Here is a 15,072-nt window from a genome sequence, read left to right on the forward strand (position 1 = left end):
GGAGGATCGGATGGATATTCAGTTCACGGAAGAGCAGGAATTGTTGCGATCCAGCGTCCAGCGCCTGCTGCGCGACCAGTACGACTTCGAGGCGCGGCGCAAGATTGTGGCAAGCGAGGAGGGCTTCAGCCGAAAGCAATGGGACGCTTTCGCCGAGCTCGGCCTGCTCGCTGCGCCGCTCTCCGAGGGCGCCGGCGGTCTCGGTGGCGGTCCGTTGTCGACCATGATCGTGATGCATGAGTTCGGCCGTCACCTCGTGGTCGAGCCGTTCGTCGAGACGGTGGTGCTGGCCGGCGGATTGATCGAGCACGTGGGCACGCCGGAGCAGCAGCAGAGCTTCATCCCTGAAATCATCGACGGCTCGAAACTCTGGACGCTGGCCTGGACGGAGAAGGCATCGCGCTTCGATCTTGCCAATGTCACGACGCGGGCGCGGCGCGAGGGCGGCGACTACATCCTGACCGGCGCGAAGACCATGGTGATCGCCGCACCCTGGGCCGACTATCTGATCGTCTCGGCGCGGACCTCCGGCGACGATCGCGACCGCGGCGGCGTCAGCCTGTTCGTGGTCGATCGGCGCGCGACCGGCGTCGATCTCCAGAGCTTCAAGACCATCGACGGCCGCCGGGCTGCCGAGCTCGGCCTGCGCGAGGTCCGCGGGCAATTGCTGGGCGCAGAAGGCGAGGGTGTTGCCGGGCTGGAAGCCTGCCGTGACCGTGCCATCGGCGCGCTCTGCGCGGAAGCAGTCGGCGCCATCGGCGAGCTGAACTCGGCGACGCTGGAGTATTCGAAGACGCGCAAGCAGTTCGGCACCACCATCGGTTCCTTCCAGGTGCTGCAGCACCGAATGGTCGACATGTTCATCGCACATCAGGAGGCGCTTTCCCTGATGCAGCATCTGAGCCTGAGTCTCAGCGCTGGCGATGCCGGCCTGTCGCGGCTCGCCGCGGGTGCCAAATCGAAGATCGGCTATGCCGGCAAGTTCGTCGCCGACCAGGCGGTGCAGCTTCACGGCGGCATGGGAATGACCGACGAGCTTAACGTCGGGCACTATTTCAAGCGAATCTCCTCCATCAACATCCAGTTCGGCGATCCCGCGTTCCATGTGCTGCGTTACGCGCAGCTGGACGCGGCCGCGTAAGCAGCGAGGCAGGCATGACCACTGAAGCAGTCATCGTTTCCACCGCCCGAACGGCCGTCGGCAAAGCGTATCGCGGCGCGCTCAACAACACGGACGGCCCCACCATGGCCGGGCACGTGATGGCCGAAGCCGTGAAGCGCGCCGGCATCGCGCCCGGAGAAGTAGAAGACGTGGTCATGGGCTGCGCGATGCAGCAAGGCACCATGGTGATGAACGTGGCGCGCAAGGGTGCGATCCGCGCCGGCCTGCCCGTCACGGTGGCCGGCACCACGATCGACCGGCAATGCGCGTCCGGCCTGCAGGCCATCGCGGTCGCCGCGCGCTCGGTGATATCAGACGGGGTCGAGGTCGCGATCGGCGGAGGCATCGAATCGATCAGCCTCGTGCAGAACGAGCACATGAACAAGTTTCACGCCGTCGACGACGAGCTGATGGCGATGAAGCCCGAAATGTACATGTCGATGCTCGATACCGCCGAGGTCGTTGCCGAGCGCTACAAGATCGGCCGCGACAAGCAGGACGAATACAGCCTCGAGTGCCAACGCCGCGTCGGCGCTGCGTTACAGGCCGGCCGCTTCAACGACGAGATCGTGCCGTTCACGACCAGGATGGCGCTGTTCAACAAGGACACCAAGGAGGTCACCTACGAGAAGGTGACGCTCACAAAGGACGAAGGCCCGCGTCCCGAAACCACCGCGGAAGGCCTCGCCAAGATCAAGCCGGTGTTCGAGGGTAAGACGATCAGCGCAGGAAATGCCAGCCAGCTCTCGGACGGTGCCTCAGCCTGCGTGATCATGAGCGACAAGATTGCGGCCAGAAAGGGTCTCAAGCCGCTTGGCATTTTTCGTGGCTTCGTCGCTGCCGGCGTCGAGCCGGACGAGATGGGTGTCGGCCCGGTCGCCGCGATCCCGCGCCTGCTCAAGCGCCATAACCTCAAGATCGACGACATCGACCTCTGGGAGCTGAACGAGGCCTATGCGGTGCAGGTGATCTATTGCCGCGACAAGCTCGGCATCGATCCGGACAAGCTCAACGTCAACGGCGGCTCGATCGCGATCGGTCATCCCTACGGCATGACTGGGTCGCGGCTCACCGGCCATCTCCTGATCGAAGGCCGGCGGCGCAAGGCGAAATACGGCGTGGTGACCATGTGCATCGGTGGCGGCATGGGCGCGGCGGGCTTGTTTGAAATCATCCACTGAGCGGAAACGCGGGAGATATTCGTGAAGACAGCGATCACTGAACTGTTCGGCATCGAGCACCCGATCATCCAGGGCGGAATGCACTATGTCGGCTTCGCCGAAATGGCGGCGGCCGTCTCCAACGCGGGCGGTCTCGGCTTGATCACGGGCCTGACGCAGAGAACGCCGGAACTGCTGGCCAAGGAGATCGCTCGCTGCCGCGACATGACGGACAAGCCGTTCGGCGTGAACCTGACATTCCTGCCGACCTTCAGCGCGCCGCCCTATCCGGAGTACATCGCGGCCATCAGGGAGGGCGGCGTCAAGATCGTCGAAACCGCCGGGCGCAGCCCCGAACAGTACATGCCGGCCCTGAAGGCGGGCGGCATCAAGGTGATCCACAAATGCACCTCCGTCCGGCATTCACTGAAGGCCGAGCAGATCGGCTGCGATGCCGTCAGCGTCGACGGCTTCGAGTGCGGCGGCCATCCCGGCGAGGATGACATGCCGAACATGATCCTGTTGCCGCGCGCCGCGGAGGAACTGAGGATCCCGTTCGTTGCCTCGGGCGGCATGGCGGATGCGCGCAGCCTGGTTGCCGCCCTGGCGATGGGCGCAGCGGGCATGAACATGGGCACGCGCTTCATCGCCACCAAGGAAGCGCCGGTGCACGAGAACGTCAAGAAGGCGCTGGTCGCTGCGACGGAACTCGACACCAGGCTCGTGATGCGTGCGCTCCGGAATACAGAGCGGGTCCTGAACAACAAGGGCGTCGAGCAACTGCTCGAGATCGAGCGCGAGAAGGGCAAGAGCCTCAAGATCGAGGACATCCATGACCAGGTGGCGGGCGTCTATCCCAGGGTGATGATCGACGGCGACATGGATGCGGGCGCCTGGAGCTGCGGCATGGTCGTCGGGCTCATTCACGACATTCCGACCGTGAAGGAACTGATCGACCGCATCATGGCGGATGCGGAAAGACTCATCCGGCAGCGCCTGGCTGGTTTCCTCGACGGCGCCGGGCAGCGGCCGGCTGCGGCTCGGGCGATGGCTTAGCCGGGAGGACATACCGCTTCCGAACGTTCTGACGGAGGCTATGCGCACGCATGGTCATGCGTGCGTCGATCCTTGTTGAAGCTCGACGGGCCAGATTGACGGCCCTCGGCAGCCTCGGGGGCATTTATGGACCAGGCCGACTTCCACTACTACGAGCCTTCGAAAGGCCACGGGCTCCGGCATAACCCGTTCAATGCGATCATCGCGCCGCGCCCGATTGGTTGGATTTCGTCGCGCAATGCAGCCGGTCAATTGAACTTGGCGCCGTACAGTTTCTTCAACGCGTTCCTCTACGATCCTCCGATCATCGGATTTTCCTCGATTTCGTGGAAAGACACCGTCAAGTACGTCAGCGAGACGCGCGAATTCGTCTGGAATCTGGTCACCATGGATCTCGGCGAGCGCATGAACGTGACAGCGACGCCGCTCGATCACGGCGTGAGCGAGTTCGAAGCAGCCGGTTTGACGCCGATACCGGGACGCCACGTTGCTGTGCCTCGGGTGGGCGAGAGCAGGGCCGCCATGGAATGCAAGGTCGTCGAGGTCTCTCAGCTGGCCAACGCACGCGGAGAAAAGGTCGAAGGATGGTTCGTGCTTGGTGAGGTCGTCGCAGTCTACATCGACAAAACGTTGATCGAGGACGGCGTCTACAACACGGCACTTGCGCGTCCCATTCTGCGCGCCGGCCGGGGTGGAGATTATCTCGAGGTCAGGACCGAGAACATGTTCGAGATGAAGCGCCCAGCGGGCAGCAGCAAGCCGGAATTCCACGGGACCTGATTGGGCTGGAAACAGGGCTCAATTGTCGGGCCGGCCAGGCCTTGCCGCGTTTTGCCGACAGGCCTAAGCCCGACTTCGCAAAGCCGATGAGTGACTGAACGGAAACGCGTGCGGAGTCATACGCCCATCAAGACCCCGGGCCCCGCGCGTACAGGCCAAGAGCCAGCAGGGAAAACGCGCTCATCACGACGCCCAGCGCAAACATTGCTTCATGTGATACTGTGGCAGCAAGCCATACGCCGATTGCCGCGATCATCATCTGCAAGAAACCCAGCAGCGCCGAGGCCGCGCCGGCTTTCTCGCCAAATGGAGACAACGCGCGCGCCGTGGCCAACGGACTGACAATGCCCATGCCGAGGAGATATACGCTCATTGCGCCTAGAAAGGGCAAGAAAGTCGGGTTGATCAGCGAGATGAGCAGGATCGCAAGACTGCTGGCGGCCGTCGCGTACAAACCTGCCCGGATCGGACGATCGAGCCCGTAGCGTGGTGCCAATCTTGTGGCAAGCATACCCGCGGCGAATACGATGAAGACGGTGCCGGCAAAGAAGAGCCCGAGCTGGATTGGCGTGAAGTGCAACGCTTCGATGAATAGGCGCGGCGCAGCGGAAAACATCGAGAACAAGCCGCCCATAGTGAGGCTCGAGGCGGCCGCGGGGGTAGCGAAGCGACGGTCTCCAATCAGACCGGCATAGGTCCTGCCGACGACAACTGGATTGAACGGCGTGCGGATCGAATTGTGAGTTTCGCCAAGAACGATGGCGTAGGCAACGGCGCCGACGGCGGCAAAGGCCGCGACCAGCGCGAATTCGGCGCGCCAGCCCAGGCTATGGTCGAGGGCGCCGCCAAGCAGCGGCGAGAACCCGGGAGCTGCGGACATCACGATCATGATGAGCGCCATCGCGCGTGCCAGTGCCGTGCCACTGAACATGTCGCGGGCGATGGCGCGAGACAGCACTGACGTCGCGCAAGCACCTGTTGCCTGCACGACGCGGCCGATGAGGAGATTGGGCAGGTCGGTTGCCAGACCGCACCAAACGCTGCCGGCGAAGAACACGGCAAATCCGATCAGGACCGGCCACCGTCTTCCGTAGCGATCCGAAAGCGGTCCGACCAGGAGCTGGCCTAACCCGAACACTGCAAGAAACACGGTGATGGCGGACGTGACCTCCGCAGTCGTGACATTCAACGAGACCGCAATCTGCGGCAGAGACGGCAGCAAGATGTTGGTCGCAAGCGTTCCCATCGCGGCTAGCACGGAAAGAATCGCGATCGGCAGGACGCTGGAGCTAGGAATGTCCCGCGACGCGGTGTTCGTCATATCAGCCATGGATATTCCTCGTCGCGGGGGATGGGCAGATCAAGTGGCGAGTGACGCGGTTCGCGCCGCTCGCCGAGTCCGTCTCGTCCGTCAGCCGTGATATCAGCGGACGACGCGCTCGATCGCGATGGCGGTAGCTTCGCCGCCGCCAATGCAGAGCGACGCGACGCCGCGCTTGAGGTTTTGCGCTTCGAGCGCGTGCAGCAGCGTCACGATCAGCCGCGCGCCGGTGGCGCCAATGGGATGACCTAGCGCGCAGGCGCCGCCGTTGACGTTCAGCTTTTCTCTGGGGATGCCGAGATCCTTCTGTGCCGCCATCGCGACGACGGCAAATGCCTCATTGATCTCGAACAGATCAACGTCGCCAACGCTCCAGCCGACCTTGTCCAATAGCTTGCGAATAGCGGGGATCGGGGCCGTCGTGAACCATTGTGGCTCCTGACTGTGGGTGGCATGGCCCTTGATCTCGGCGAGCACCGGAAGGCCGTCGCGATCGGCGAGCGAGCGTTTCGCCAAGATGAGCGCCGCAGCGCCGTCAGCATTGGCGGATGAGGCGGCGGGCGTGATGGTGCCGTTGGCGCGGAACGCGGCTTTCAGCCCGGGGATTTTGGCGGGATCGACTTTGAGCGGATGTTCGTCATTGGAGATGATCCGGAGCCCGGCCTTCTCGGTCAACGTGATTGGAGCAATCTCAGCCCTGAACGCGCCGCCTTCAACCGCCTTGCGGGCGCGGGTCAAGGTCTCGATCGCATAGTCGTCCTGGTCCTTGCGGGTGAATTGATAGGCCTCCGCCGTGGCCTCGCCAAAGTCCCCCATCGAGCGTCCGGTCTCGTAGGCGTCTTCCAACCCGTCCATCAGCATGTGGTCGATGATGCGGTCGTGGCCAGCGCGATAGCCGCCACGCGCCTTGGCCAGCAAATAGGGCGCATTGCTCATGCTCTCCATGCCGCCAGACAGAACGATCTCAGCGGAACCCGCATTGATGATATCGTGAGCCAGCATGGTGGCCTTCATGCCGGAGCCGCAGACCTTGTTGATGGTGGTGGCGCCGGTGGCATCCGGCAATTTGGCGCCGCGCGCGGCCTGGCGTGCCGGCGCCTGGCCCTGTCCGGCTGGCAACACGTTGCCCATGAACACCTCGTCGATCCGCTCGGGCGCCAGTTTGGCTCGTTCGAGAGCAGATCCGATCACATGGGAGCCGAGCTTGTGGGCACTGAGTGGCGAGAGTTCGCCCATGAAGCGGCCGAGCGGCGTACGGGCTGCGGACAGGATGACGACGGGATCGGAAGCGGCGGCCATGACGAATTCTCCTGTTGATCACTTCGTTATATGACGATAGTCATATAACATGGGCGACGTTGCAATGAAATATTGCCGTCGCTCCAAAAGCGCGGTCCAGAAGCGCTGGTGGATGGGATCGGTCGAACAGCCGGTTACCGAGCAGCTTGCACGGAGGGGAGATGCGTTACGTAGGAGACCATTGGCGCCAGACCCACAGCCGCATCGTTGAAAGTGCCTCCTACGGCTTGCGTCAAAACGGTGCCGAAGGGCTTAGTGTTGTCGAGTTGATGAAGCTCGCGGGTCTTACGCACGGCGGGTTCTATAGCCATTTCGAGTCGCGTGCCGCGCTTGTTGGCGAGGCAATTGCGTTTGCGATGGATCAAACGGCCGAGCGGTGGAAAAAACTGGCGAACCGGAAGGCGAACGAGAATCGTTTCGAGACGTTGATCGCGGATTATCTCAGTTCCCGCCACCGCGACAATCCCAGACAAGGCTGCGCGCTTCCAGCCCTGGCCGCTGATGTCGCCCGATCGAGCCCGAGCGAGCGGCGTGCCCTTGCTTCCAAGCTGGAGAAGATGATCGAGATCCTTGTCGAAATGCTTCCCGCCGAGTGTCCCCAACAGGCACGCGAAATCGCGACGGGCGCCATTGCGACCATGGTTGGATCAGTCGTGCTGTCGCGTGCTGTCGGCGCCGGGAAGCTTTCCGACGATATTCTCGATGCCGGACGGATGACTGTCTGCGGCCGGACTCACAAGCGGCACCGCAGAACAGCAAAGGCGATGAGCTGCGACAAACCATAATCTGGGAGGTGCCCATGACGGCCGGCAAGTGGCTCAAGACAGCCTGCAACCTGTGTTACGTAAACTGCGGCATCGAGGTCTGGGTGAATGAAGGGCGCCTCGAGAAGGTACGAGGCGACCGTTCAAACCCGAAGTCGCAAGGCTATCTGTGCAACAAGGCGGCGCGCATTCCCTACTATGCGCATCACAGGGATCGGCTCACGACCCCGCTGCGTCGTCGCGCCGATGGCGGCTTTGATGAAATCGAGTGGGACGTCGCGATCGCAGAAATCGCGGAGCGGCTTCGAGACGTCGTCGACAGGTATGGCGGCAAGAGTATTGCCCTTTATGGCGGCGGCGGGCAGGGCAACCACGCCGGCGGTGCCTATGCCAGCGGCTTGTTGCGTGCGCTGGGCTCGCGCAGCGTCTTCAACGCGCTTTCGCAGGAAAAAACCGGCGATTTCTGGGTCAATGGCCACATGTTCGGCAGCCAAACCTGCCACACGTCAGAGGACGTCCATCATTGCGATCTCCTGCTTGTCATCGGGGCAAATCCCTGGATCGCGCACGGCTTCCCCAATGCGCGCGACCATCTCAATCAGATCCGCAAGGATCCCGCACGCAAGCTGATCGTCATCGACCCCCATCGAACCGAAACCGCAGAGATGGCGGATCTGCATCTTGCGGTTCGCCCCGGTGCCGATGCGTTTCTCCTTGGCGCGCTGCTGGCCATGCTCGTCCGGTCCGACCGGATCGACCACGCGTTCATCGAGGCGCACACGATCGGCTTCGCGGAAGTGAGGCAAGCGCTATTGAACATTCCCGTTGAGGAATGGGCGGCCGCCGCCGATATCTCGATCGCGGAGCTGGAGAGCTGCGCCGCGATGATCGCAGCCGCGAAGGCCATGGTGGTTCGGGTTGAACTCGGCATCCAGCAAGGCGTCAACTCGACACTCAACTCCTATCTCGAGAAGCTCTTGATCATGCTTTCCGGCAATTTCGGCCGTGAAGGTACCAACCAATTGCATAGCTGGCTTCAACCGCTATGGGGAAACTCTCCGAACCAGACATTCGCGCCGACCGGCGACGCGATCATTGGGGGCTTGTTGCCGCCCAACATTTTCCCCGAAGCGGTACTCAAGGATCATCCAGAGCGGTTGCGCTGCGTCTGGATCGACAGCTCCAATCCCGCCAACACCGCCGCAAATACGGTGGCGGTGGAACGCGCGTTGCAATCGCTGGAGCTATGCGTTGTGGTCGACGTTGCGATGACCGAAACCGCACGGCTCGCGCACTACGTTCTCCCGGCCTCCACACAATACGAAAAGACCGAATTTACTCTGTTCAACTTCGAATTTCCGACCAACTATTTTCATGTCCGCGCCGGTGTTCTGCCGCCGCTTGCCGGCACCTTGCCGGAGCCCGAGATCTACACGCGGCTTGCCGTCGCCCTGGGGCTTCTGCCGGGTGACAATGTGCTCGCGCCGCTACGCGAAATAGCACGGCGCTCGCGACCTGAATTCGCCGCGGCCTTTCGTGCTTTCATCGCGGAAAACCCTGCGGCAGTGCCTGCCCTGGTGCTCTACCATACGCTGGGGCAGACGCTTCCGGACGGTACCGCGGCCGCGGCGCCGATATGGAGCGCAGCATTGGCTTGCGCGAAGCGATCGCCGCAAGCGGTGCGGCGGGCGATCGGCGCATCCGAGCAGGTGGAGGACCATCAGCTCGGAGATCTCCTGTTCAACACTATCGTGGCCTCCCGGCAAGGCACGGCGGTTACCCGGCACGAGTATGAGGAGGTCTGGTCGCTGATCGGCCATTCGGATCGCAAGGTTCGGCTGATCGTTCCGCAGATGCTGGAATGGCTGGCGCGTCTCGATCCGCAGGCCGCTAGCGCGCCAAAGGAGTTCCCGTTCGTGCTGGCGGCTGGTGGCCGCCGCATGTTCAATGCGAACCAGATCTTTCGCGATCCCGCGTGGCGTCGCGACGACCCGGACGGCGCCCTGTTGATCAATTCGAGCGATCTGAGCGAGTTGGGCGCGAAGGATGGTGACTGGATCGCGGTGGAGTCGGCGGCCGGGCGGCTCGTCGTCCGCTGCAAGGTCGATGACGCCATGCGGAACGGCCAATTGGCGCTGCCGCACGGCTACGGTCAGGGCTACCCGACGTCGGACGGAGAGCGCCTGATCAACGGACCGCGCATCAATCTGCTCACCGAGAGCGGCAACCGCGATCCCATTGCGGGCACGCCCTACCACAAGAACGTCGCGGTTCGACTGGCCCTGGTGACCGAGCACGAAGCTGCCGCCTGTCAGTCGCAATCCGAGCGAATTCATAAGAGAGCGGCCGGACAATAGCTCGAAGGGAGCGTCGAATGACCGAGAAACCAATCGCAATCGTGACCGGAGTAGGGCCCGGCACGGGAGCTGCCATCGTCAAGCGCTTCTCTGCTGGCGGGTTTCGTATCATCGCGCTTGCCCGCTCAGCGGAGCTCATCAATCGCCTTGCGCAAGAGCTTCCGGACGTGCACGCGGTGACCTGCGACGTCTCGGAGGAGGCTCAGGTGCGGACCGCAGTCGCTGACCTAAAGCGCCGCTTTGGCGCGGCGGACGTTCTCATCCACAACGCGGTCGGAGGAGGCTGGGGGAGTTTTCGCGAGATCGATCCGAAGATGCTGAAGGGCAACTTCGAAGTCAACGTGATGGGCCTGTTGTACCTGGCCCGCGAAGTGGCGCCTGACATGATTGATCGCGGCAAGGGCGCGATCCTGGTGACCGGCAACACGTCTTCGATCCGAGGCAAAGCCAATTTCGCCGGCTTCGCGCCGACCAAGGCGGCGCAGCGCATTCTGGCCGAGTCGATCGCACGTGAAGTAGGACCTCTCGGCGTCCACGTCTCCTACGTTCTCATCGATGCCGTTATCGATACGCCCCGGATGCGCGCGCGGATGAGCGACAAACCGGATGAATTCTTCATCAAGCCTGCCGCGATCGCCGACGAACTCTTTCATCTCTACGGTCAGGATCGCTCGGCCTGGTCGTTTCTCACGGAACTGCGGCCATTCAACGAAAATTGGTAACGCTCGAACACGGGCACGGCGGGCTGGGTCACTTTGGAGAGCTCTCCGCGGGACTTGAAAGGTCAGGAACATGACTGATGGATCCATCTCGGTTGATACGGGGACGGACGAACTGCTGTGCGCGATCCGGGATCGCGTCGCGGTGATTACCTTGAACCGGCCCGGAGCCCGAAATTCGTTGTCCGATCATCTTACGCCGGCGTTGCGCCGGATGATCAAACAGAATGGAGATGATCCTGAGGTCGGAGCCCTTCTGATTACCGGTGCAGGCACTGCCTTCTGTTCGGGCGGCGATGTCAAGGGGATGGGCGGCAACGCTGCCGCGCCGGCGATGTCATTCAGCGACAAGGTTGCGCGATTGCGGGAACGTCAGCGAACCCTGACCGGCGTACTTGTTTCGGTGCGGAAGCCAACCATAGCGGCTTTGCCGGGACCGGCGGCTGGCGCCGGGCTTGCGATCGCACTCGCTTGCGACCTTCGTATCGCGGCCGAATCCACGATCATGACGACAGGCTATGCCAGGATTGCGCTCACCGGCGATTACGGCATTTCGTGGCTGTTGACCCGGCTTGCCGGGACGGCACGTGCGCGCGAACTGATGTTTCTGTCTGAACGGATCAGTGCACGGCGCTGCGAAGCATTGGGCCTTATCAATCGCGTGGTGCCTGATTCCGAACTGCAAAGCGAGGCATTCGAAATGGCGAGAGCATTGGCGAATGGCCCGGCGAGCGCCTATGCCTCCATGAAGGATAATCTCGACCTTGCGCTGTCGGCCGACTTCTTGACGTCACTAGATCAAGAGGCCGAGAGGATGGTCCTCGCGGCGGGCACCGCGCAGCACGCCGAAGCTGTCCGGGCATTTATTGAGAAGCGTCCGCCGACTTACAGGTGAAACTCCTTTCAGGTCATGACTTCGAAGGCCTGGCGGGTCGCACCCGCAACCGCACAAGCTGGAGCCGCCAAGCAAATGCTCATTCGACTGCGGCGATACGAATGGGACGCGTTCCGATCGGAGCGCCGGTCGCGCGGTCGATGGTGAGGGGATCGATCTCCGTTCCGTTCTCGGCATCAAAGAACCGGGTCACCTTGCCTCCGCTGCGATGCTTGCGTCCCCACGCACCAATCGCGAATAGGACCGGCAAGAAGTCGCGCCCGGCTTCCGTCAGCACATATTCGTCCCGTGGCGGACGGTCTGAATAACGGCGCTTCTCCAGCACTCCCTCGTCAACCAGCGCCGAAAGGCGCCCCGTCAGCATCGTCGGCGCGATACCGAGACTCCTGCGAAAATCGTCGAAGCGGGTCAGTCCCGCATGGGCGTCGCGCATGATCAGCATGCTCCATGCGTCTCCGACCAGCGCCAGGCTTCGGGCGATCAGGCAAGGCTGGGCCGAAGGTATTTTCATGTAAGTCTCATTTTAGTAGTGACTTGATACTAAATTGATAGTAACAGATCATTCGTCGGTGTTCCACACCAAATTGGGAAGACCGGAGCCGAGGACGCGGAATTGCGCTGATGCCGGGTGCTTCCGCCAGCATTGGGCTGGCGTCGGGCCAAGGCCAACACAGCGGCCTATCAACACGTGCACCTCTTCGTGCGCACAGGAAGAACCGCGTCATCCGATATCCCTCTGATCTCAGGGATTCCGGTGTCAGCCGAATTATGGAGTAAGTGATGTCAACTTATGTCAGCCACCCAGGATCGGTCGTGCGCTATGTCGATGCGCCGAATCTTTCGATCAGTGCTGCAGGAACAACTTTTGCCTATCGCGATATCGGTCCACGCACTGGCGTGCCATTGATCCTTCTCAACCATTGGGGCGCGGTTCTCGACAATTTCGATCCACCGATCGTCGACGGGCTCGCCACAAGGCATCGCGTGATCGCGATCGACTACCGCGGCATCGGCGCTTCAGGCGGGAAAGCGCCTGTTAGCGTTGGCGAAATGGCAGAAGATACGATTGCTCTGATCGCCGCGCTGGGCTTTGAAAAAGTCGATCTGCTCGGCTTTTCCCTCGGCGGCTTCGTAGCCCAGGATATCGCGCTGAAGGCCCCTGGTCTCGTGCGAAAGCTGATTCTGACCGGCACGGGCCCGGCAGGCGGCAAAGGTATCGAGAAGGTCGGGCCGGTGTCCTGGCCGCGGATGATCAAGGGCTTGCTGACTTTGCGAGACCCGAAATTCTATCTGTTCTTCACCTCCACAGCCAATGGCCGCCGGGCCGCAAAGGCCTTTCTGGAAAGGCTGAAGGAGCGTAAGTCAAATCGGGACAAAGGAGCCACGCCAGTGGCCTTGTTGCGGCAGCTCAAGGCGATCAAGAGCTGGGGCCAGCAGGCGCCTCAGGATCTCGGCAGCCTCCGCATCCCGGTCCTGATCGCGAATGGCGATAACGACATCATGGTGCCGACCGCAAACAGCACCGACATGGCACGGCGTATTCCGGGCGCCCAACTGGTCATCTACGAAGATGCCGGGCACGGCGGGATTTTCCAGTACCACGCCGATTTCGTGCCGAAGGCGCTGTCGTTCCTCGACGCCTGACGCCGCGACCATATTTTCAAACTGGAGATGACATCATGAAGGCATTCGTCGTCGACAAATATAAGAAGAAAGGGGCTCTGCGCTCGGCAACCATGCCAGAACCGGAGTTGCGGGACGATGATGTCCTGGTTCAGGTTCACGCAACTGCTGTGAACGTCCTGGACTCCAAGCTCAGGAATGGAGAATTCAAGCTTATCCTGCCGTATCGTCCGCCCTTCATTCTGGGCCACGATGTTGCCGGGACGGTCGTCAGGCTTGGCCGTAATGTCAGGCGATTCAAGGCAGGCGACGAGGTCTATGCGCGGCCGCGCGATCATCGGATCGGAACATTCGCCGAATTCATTGCCATGAACGAAGCCGACGTGGCGCCGAAGCCCTCGAACATCAGCATGGAAGACGCCGCTTCCATCCCGCTGGTGGGGCTGACCGCCTGGCAGGCGCTAGTCGAGGTGGGCCAGCTGAGGCCCGGCCAGAAGGTCTTCATCCAGGCCGGCTCCGGCGGGGTGGGGAGTTTCGCGATCCAACTCGCCAAGCATCTCGGTGCGGTCGTCGCGACGACGACGAGCGCGAAGAATGTCGAGCTGGTCAAGAGCCTCGGCGCGGACTTGGTCATCGACTACAAGACCCAGGATTTCGAGAAAGTCTTGTCGGGCTACGATCTGGTCCTGCACAGCCAGGACGCCAAGACGCTTGAAAAATCTCTGCGCGTGCTCAAGCCGGGCGGCCTGCTTATCTCAATCTCCGGGCCGCCCGACCCCGAATTCGCGAGGGAGCAGGGGATGAACATCTTCCTGAAACTGGTGCTGCGTTTGCTGAGCCATGGTATGCGGAAGAAAGCCAGAAAACTTGGTGTGCGCTTCTCATTCCTGTTCATGCGAGCGCAGGGACAGCAGCTACGCGAAATCACGTCCCTGATCGAATCCGGCGTGATCCGTCCGGTCGTGGACAAGGTTTTCCCGTTCGAAAAAACCGGCGACGCGCTCGCCTATGTCGAGACCGGGCGCGCAAAGGGCAAGGTCGTGATCGCGGTGAAACAATAGTTCCGTAACGATGCCGCCTGCATTGCGACGCCATACGCCGGCCGGCACCAAGTGCATGAGGAAACGACATGACTGAATCCAACCGCGATACACAGCCTTTCCTGCAGGACATCGCACTTATTGTCGGCGGTGGCCCGGGCATCAGTTCGAGTTGCGCCAGGCTGTTCGCGGAAAACGGGATGCGTGTCGCCGTCGCAGCCAGGAATCCGGAAAAAGCCGTCCTTGAGACTCTCGAAAAGGTGCACGGCGTACGTCGCTACGCCTGCGATGCAAGCGAACCGGAGGCCGTGGCACAGCTGTTCGCGAATGTCGCTCGAGAGATCGGAGCACCGAGGCTTGTCGTGCATAACATCGATGGCCGCGTTCCCGGCATTTTCCGCAAGGGCATTCTCGAAGCCGACCCGATAATGGCGCTCGAAACAATCCGAAACTCGGCATTCAGCGCGTTTCTGGTAGGTCAACAGGCAGCTCGGCTCATGCTCGGAAACGAACCCGACGTCAATGGTACGAGAGGAACGATAATCTTTACGAACGCCAGCGCGGCGCTCAAGGGTTTTCCATCGAGTGGTGCATTTGCGATGGCGTGCCATGCCAAATCCGGACTCGCGCAAAGCATGGCGAGAGAATTGATGCCGCAGGGAATCCATGTGGCGAATGTGCCGATCGATGCCGCGATCGGTTGGACTCAGGAAGACGGGACCCGCGCGCACCGTCTGGCGGGGACGACCGTGGAAGACAACATGGCCGACCCTGTCCATATTGCGGAAACCTATCTGCAGCTGCACCGCCAGCATCGGTCGACCTGGGCTTTTGAAATCGTGCTGCGGCCGTGGGTCGAGAAATGGTAATTACGCTCAGCTGATCCCTCCGAACAA

14 protein-coding genes are annotated in these 15,072 nt (G+C 61.9%); 11 read left to right on the top strand and 3 right to left on the bottom strand.

Annotation, left to right across the window (positions count from 1 at the left end; all coding sequences use genetic code 11):
- The first annotated feature begins 10 nt into the window (after nt 1–10).
- The 4 genes from LPJ38_RS19960 to LPJ38_RS19975 all read left to right on the top strand — a co-directional run bounded on the left by LPJ38_RS19960 (nt 11) and on the right by LPJ38_RS19975 (nt 4,158).
- Entirely contained in the window at nt 11–1,141 is a 1,131-nt protein-coding gene (locus LPJ38_RS19960; RefSeq protein WP_145639770.1) for an acyl-CoA dehydrogenase family protein, read from the top strand.
- Nucleotides 1,142–1,155: 14 nt separating this feature from the next.
- On the top strand, nt 1,156–2,343 hold the full coding sequence (locus LPJ38_RS19965; RefSeq protein ID WP_145639768.1) for an acetyl-CoA C-acyltransferase: 1,188 nt from the start codon (nt 1,156–1,158) through the stop codon (nt 2,341–2,343).
- Nucleotides 2,344–2,364: 21 nt separating this feature from the next.
- Nucleotides 2,365–3,378, top strand: coding sequence for an NAD(P)H-dependent flavin oxidoreductase (locus tag LPJ38_RS19970; protein ID WP_145639766.1), 1,014 nt, complete (start codon nt 2,365–2,367; stop codon nt 3,376–3,378).
- A gap of 126 nt (nt 3,379–3,504) precedes the next feature.
- On the top strand, nt 3,505–4,158 hold the full coding sequence (locus LPJ38_RS19975) for a flavin reductase family protein (RefSeq protein ID WP_145639763.1): 654 nt from the start codon (nt 3,505–3,507) through the stop codon (nt 4,156–4,158).
- A 127-nt stretch (nt 4,159–4,285) separates the two neighbouring features.
- Here LPJ38_RS19975 and LPJ38_RS19980 read toward each other — a convergent pair whose 3' ends face one another.
- Entirely contained in the window at nt 4,286–5,488 is a 1,203-nt protein-coding gene (locus LPJ38_RS19980) for a multidrug effflux MFS transporter (protein ID WP_231088348.1), read from the bottom strand.
- 93 nt (nt 5,489–5,581) lie between these two features.
- Complete coding sequence (locus LPJ38_RS19985) at nt 5,582–6,778, bottom strand: acetyl-CoA C-acyltransferase (protein WP_145639761.1); 1,197 nt, start codon at nt 6,776–6,778, stop codon at nt 5,582–5,584.
- A 161-nt stretch (nt 6,779–6,939) separates the two neighbouring features.
- Between LPJ38_RS19985 and LPJ38_RS19990 the strand changes: the two genes are divergently transcribed.
- The 4 genes from LPJ38_RS19990 (at nt 6,940) to LPJ38_RS20005 (ending at nt 11,513) form a co-directional block, all read left to right on the top strand.
- Complete coding sequence (locus LPJ38_RS19990; RefSeq protein ID WP_145639759.1) at nt 6,940–7,563, top strand: TetR/AcrR family transcriptional regulator; 624 nt, start codon at nt 6,940–6,942, stop codon at nt 7,561–7,563.
- Between the two features lie 14 nt (nt 7,564–7,577).
- On the top strand, nt 7,578–9,899 hold the full coding sequence (locus LPJ38_RS19995; RefSeq protein ID WP_145639757.1) for a molybdopterin-dependent oxidoreductase: 2,322 nt from the start codon (nt 7,578–7,580) through the stop codon (nt 9,897–9,899).
- Nucleotides 9,900–9,916: 17 nt separating this feature from the next.
- Nucleotides 9,917–10,621 carry an SDR family NAD(P)-dependent oxidoreductase gene (locus LPJ38_RS20000; protein WP_145639754.1) on the top strand — a complete coding sequence of 235 codons (705 nt, stop codon included), beginning with the start codon at nt 9,917–9,919 and terminating at the stop codon, nt 10,619–10,621.
- A 70-nt stretch (nt 10,622–10,691) separates the two neighbouring features.
- Nucleotides 10,692–11,513 (top strand): enoyl-CoA hydratase-related protein, encoded by an 822-nt coding sequence (locus tag LPJ38_RS20005; RefSeq protein ID WP_145639751.1) that lies wholly within the window; start codon nt 10,692–10,694, stop codon nt 11,511–11,513.
- Nucleotides 11,514–11,592: 79 nt separating this feature from the next.
- Here LPJ38_RS20005 and LPJ38_RS20010 read toward each other — a convergent pair whose 3' ends face one another.
- The gene (locus LPJ38_RS20010; RefSeq protein WP_145639747.1) at nt 11,593–12,024 is read right to left on the bottom strand and encodes a winged helix-turn-helix transcriptional regulator; all 432 of its coding nucleotides are present in this window, start codon (nt 12,022–12,024) and stop codon (nt 11,593–11,595) included.
- 269 nt (nt 12,025–12,293) lie between these two features.
- On the opposite strand from LPJ38_RS20010, the gene LPJ38_RS20015 reads away from it, so the two are divergent.
- The 3 genes from LPJ38_RS20015 (at nt 12,294) to LPJ38_RS20025 (ending at nt 15,045) form a co-directional block, all read left to right on the top strand.
- Nucleotides 12,294–13,157 carry an alpha/beta fold hydrolase gene (locus LPJ38_RS20015; RefSeq protein ID WP_145639743.1) on the top strand — a complete coding sequence of 288 codons (864 nt, stop codon included), beginning with the start codon at nt 12,294–12,296 and terminating at the stop codon, nt 13,155–13,157.
- 35 nt (nt 13,158–13,192) lie between these two features.
- Nucleotides 13,193–14,197 carry an NADP-dependent oxidoreductase gene (locus LPJ38_RS20020; protein WP_145639740.1) on the top strand — a complete coding sequence of 335 codons (1,005 nt, stop codon included), beginning with the start codon at nt 13,193–13,195 and terminating at the stop codon, nt 14,195–14,197.
- Between the two features lie 68 nt (nt 14,198–14,265).
- The gene (locus LPJ38_RS20025; RefSeq protein ID WP_145639737.1) at nt 14,266–15,045 is read left to right on the top strand and encodes an SDR family oxidoreductase; all 780 of its coding nucleotides are present in this window, start codon (nt 14,266–14,268) and stop codon (nt 15,043–15,045) included.
- The last annotated feature ends 27 nt before the right edge of the window (nt 15,046–15,072 follow it).

The organism is Bradyrhizobium daqingense, from assembly GCF_021044685.1.
In the GTDB taxonomy this organism is placed as follows: domain Bacteria; phylum Pseudomonadota; class Alphaproteobacteria; order Rhizobiales; family Xanthobacteraceae; genus Bradyrhizobium; species Bradyrhizobium daqingense.

What these genes read in the sequence shown, in the direction of transcription:
- LPJ38_RS19965 (WP_145639768.1), top strand. Translation starts at nt 1,156, where the DNA reads ATGACCACTGAAGCAGTCATCGTTTCCACCGCCCGAACGGCCGTCGGC.
- LPJ38_RS19960 (WP_145639770.1), top strand. Translation starts at nt 11, where the DNA reads ATGGATATTCAGTTCACGGAAGAGCAGGAATTGTTGCGATCCAGCGTC.
- LPJ38_RS19980 (WP_231088348.1), bottom strand. Translation starts at nt 5,488, where the DNA reads ATGGCTGATATGACGAACACCGCGTCGCGGGACATTCCTAGCTCCAGC.
- LPJ38_RS19990 (WP_145639759.1), top strand. Translation starts at nt 6,940, where the DNA reads ATGCGTTACGTAGGAGACCATTGGCGCCAGACCCACAGCCGCATCGTT.
- LPJ38_RS19975 (WP_145639763.1), top strand. Translation starts at nt 3,505, where the DNA reads ATGGACCAGGCCGACTTCCACTACTACGAGCCTTCGAAAGGCCACGGG.
- LPJ38_RS20000 (WP_145639754.1), top strand. Translation starts at nt 9,917, where the DNA reads ATGACCGAGAAACCAATCGCAATCGTGACCGGAGTAGGGCCCGGCACG.
- LPJ38_RS19995 (WP_145639757.1), top strand. Translation starts at nt 7,578, where the DNA reads ATGACGGCCGGCAAGTGGCTCAAGACAGCCTGCAACCTGTGTTACGTA.
- LPJ38_RS20010 (WP_145639747.1), bottom strand. Translation starts at nt 12,024, where the DNA reads ATGAAAATACCTTCGGCCCAGCCTTGCCTGATCGCCCGAAGCCTGGCG.
- LPJ38_RS20005 (WP_145639751.1), top strand. Translation starts at nt 10,692, where the DNA reads ATGACTGATGGATCCATCTCGGTTGATACGGGGACGGACGAACTGCTG.
- LPJ38_RS19985 (WP_145639761.1), bottom strand. Translation starts at nt 6,778, where the DNA reads ATGGCCGCCGCTTCCGATCCCGTCGTCATCCTGTCCGCAGCCCGTACG.
- LPJ38_RS20020 (WP_145639740.1), top strand. Translation starts at nt 13,193, where the DNA reads ATGAAGGCATTCGTCGTCGACAAATATAAGAAGAAAGGGGCTCTGCGC.
- LPJ38_RS20015 (WP_145639743.1), top strand. Translation starts at nt 12,294, where the DNA reads ATGTCAACTTATGTCAGCCACCCAGGATCGGTCGTGCGCTATGTCGAT.
- LPJ38_RS20025 (WP_145639737.1), top strand. Translation starts at nt 14,266, where the DNA reads ATGACTGAATCCAACCGCGATACACAGCCTTTCCTGCAGGACATCGCA.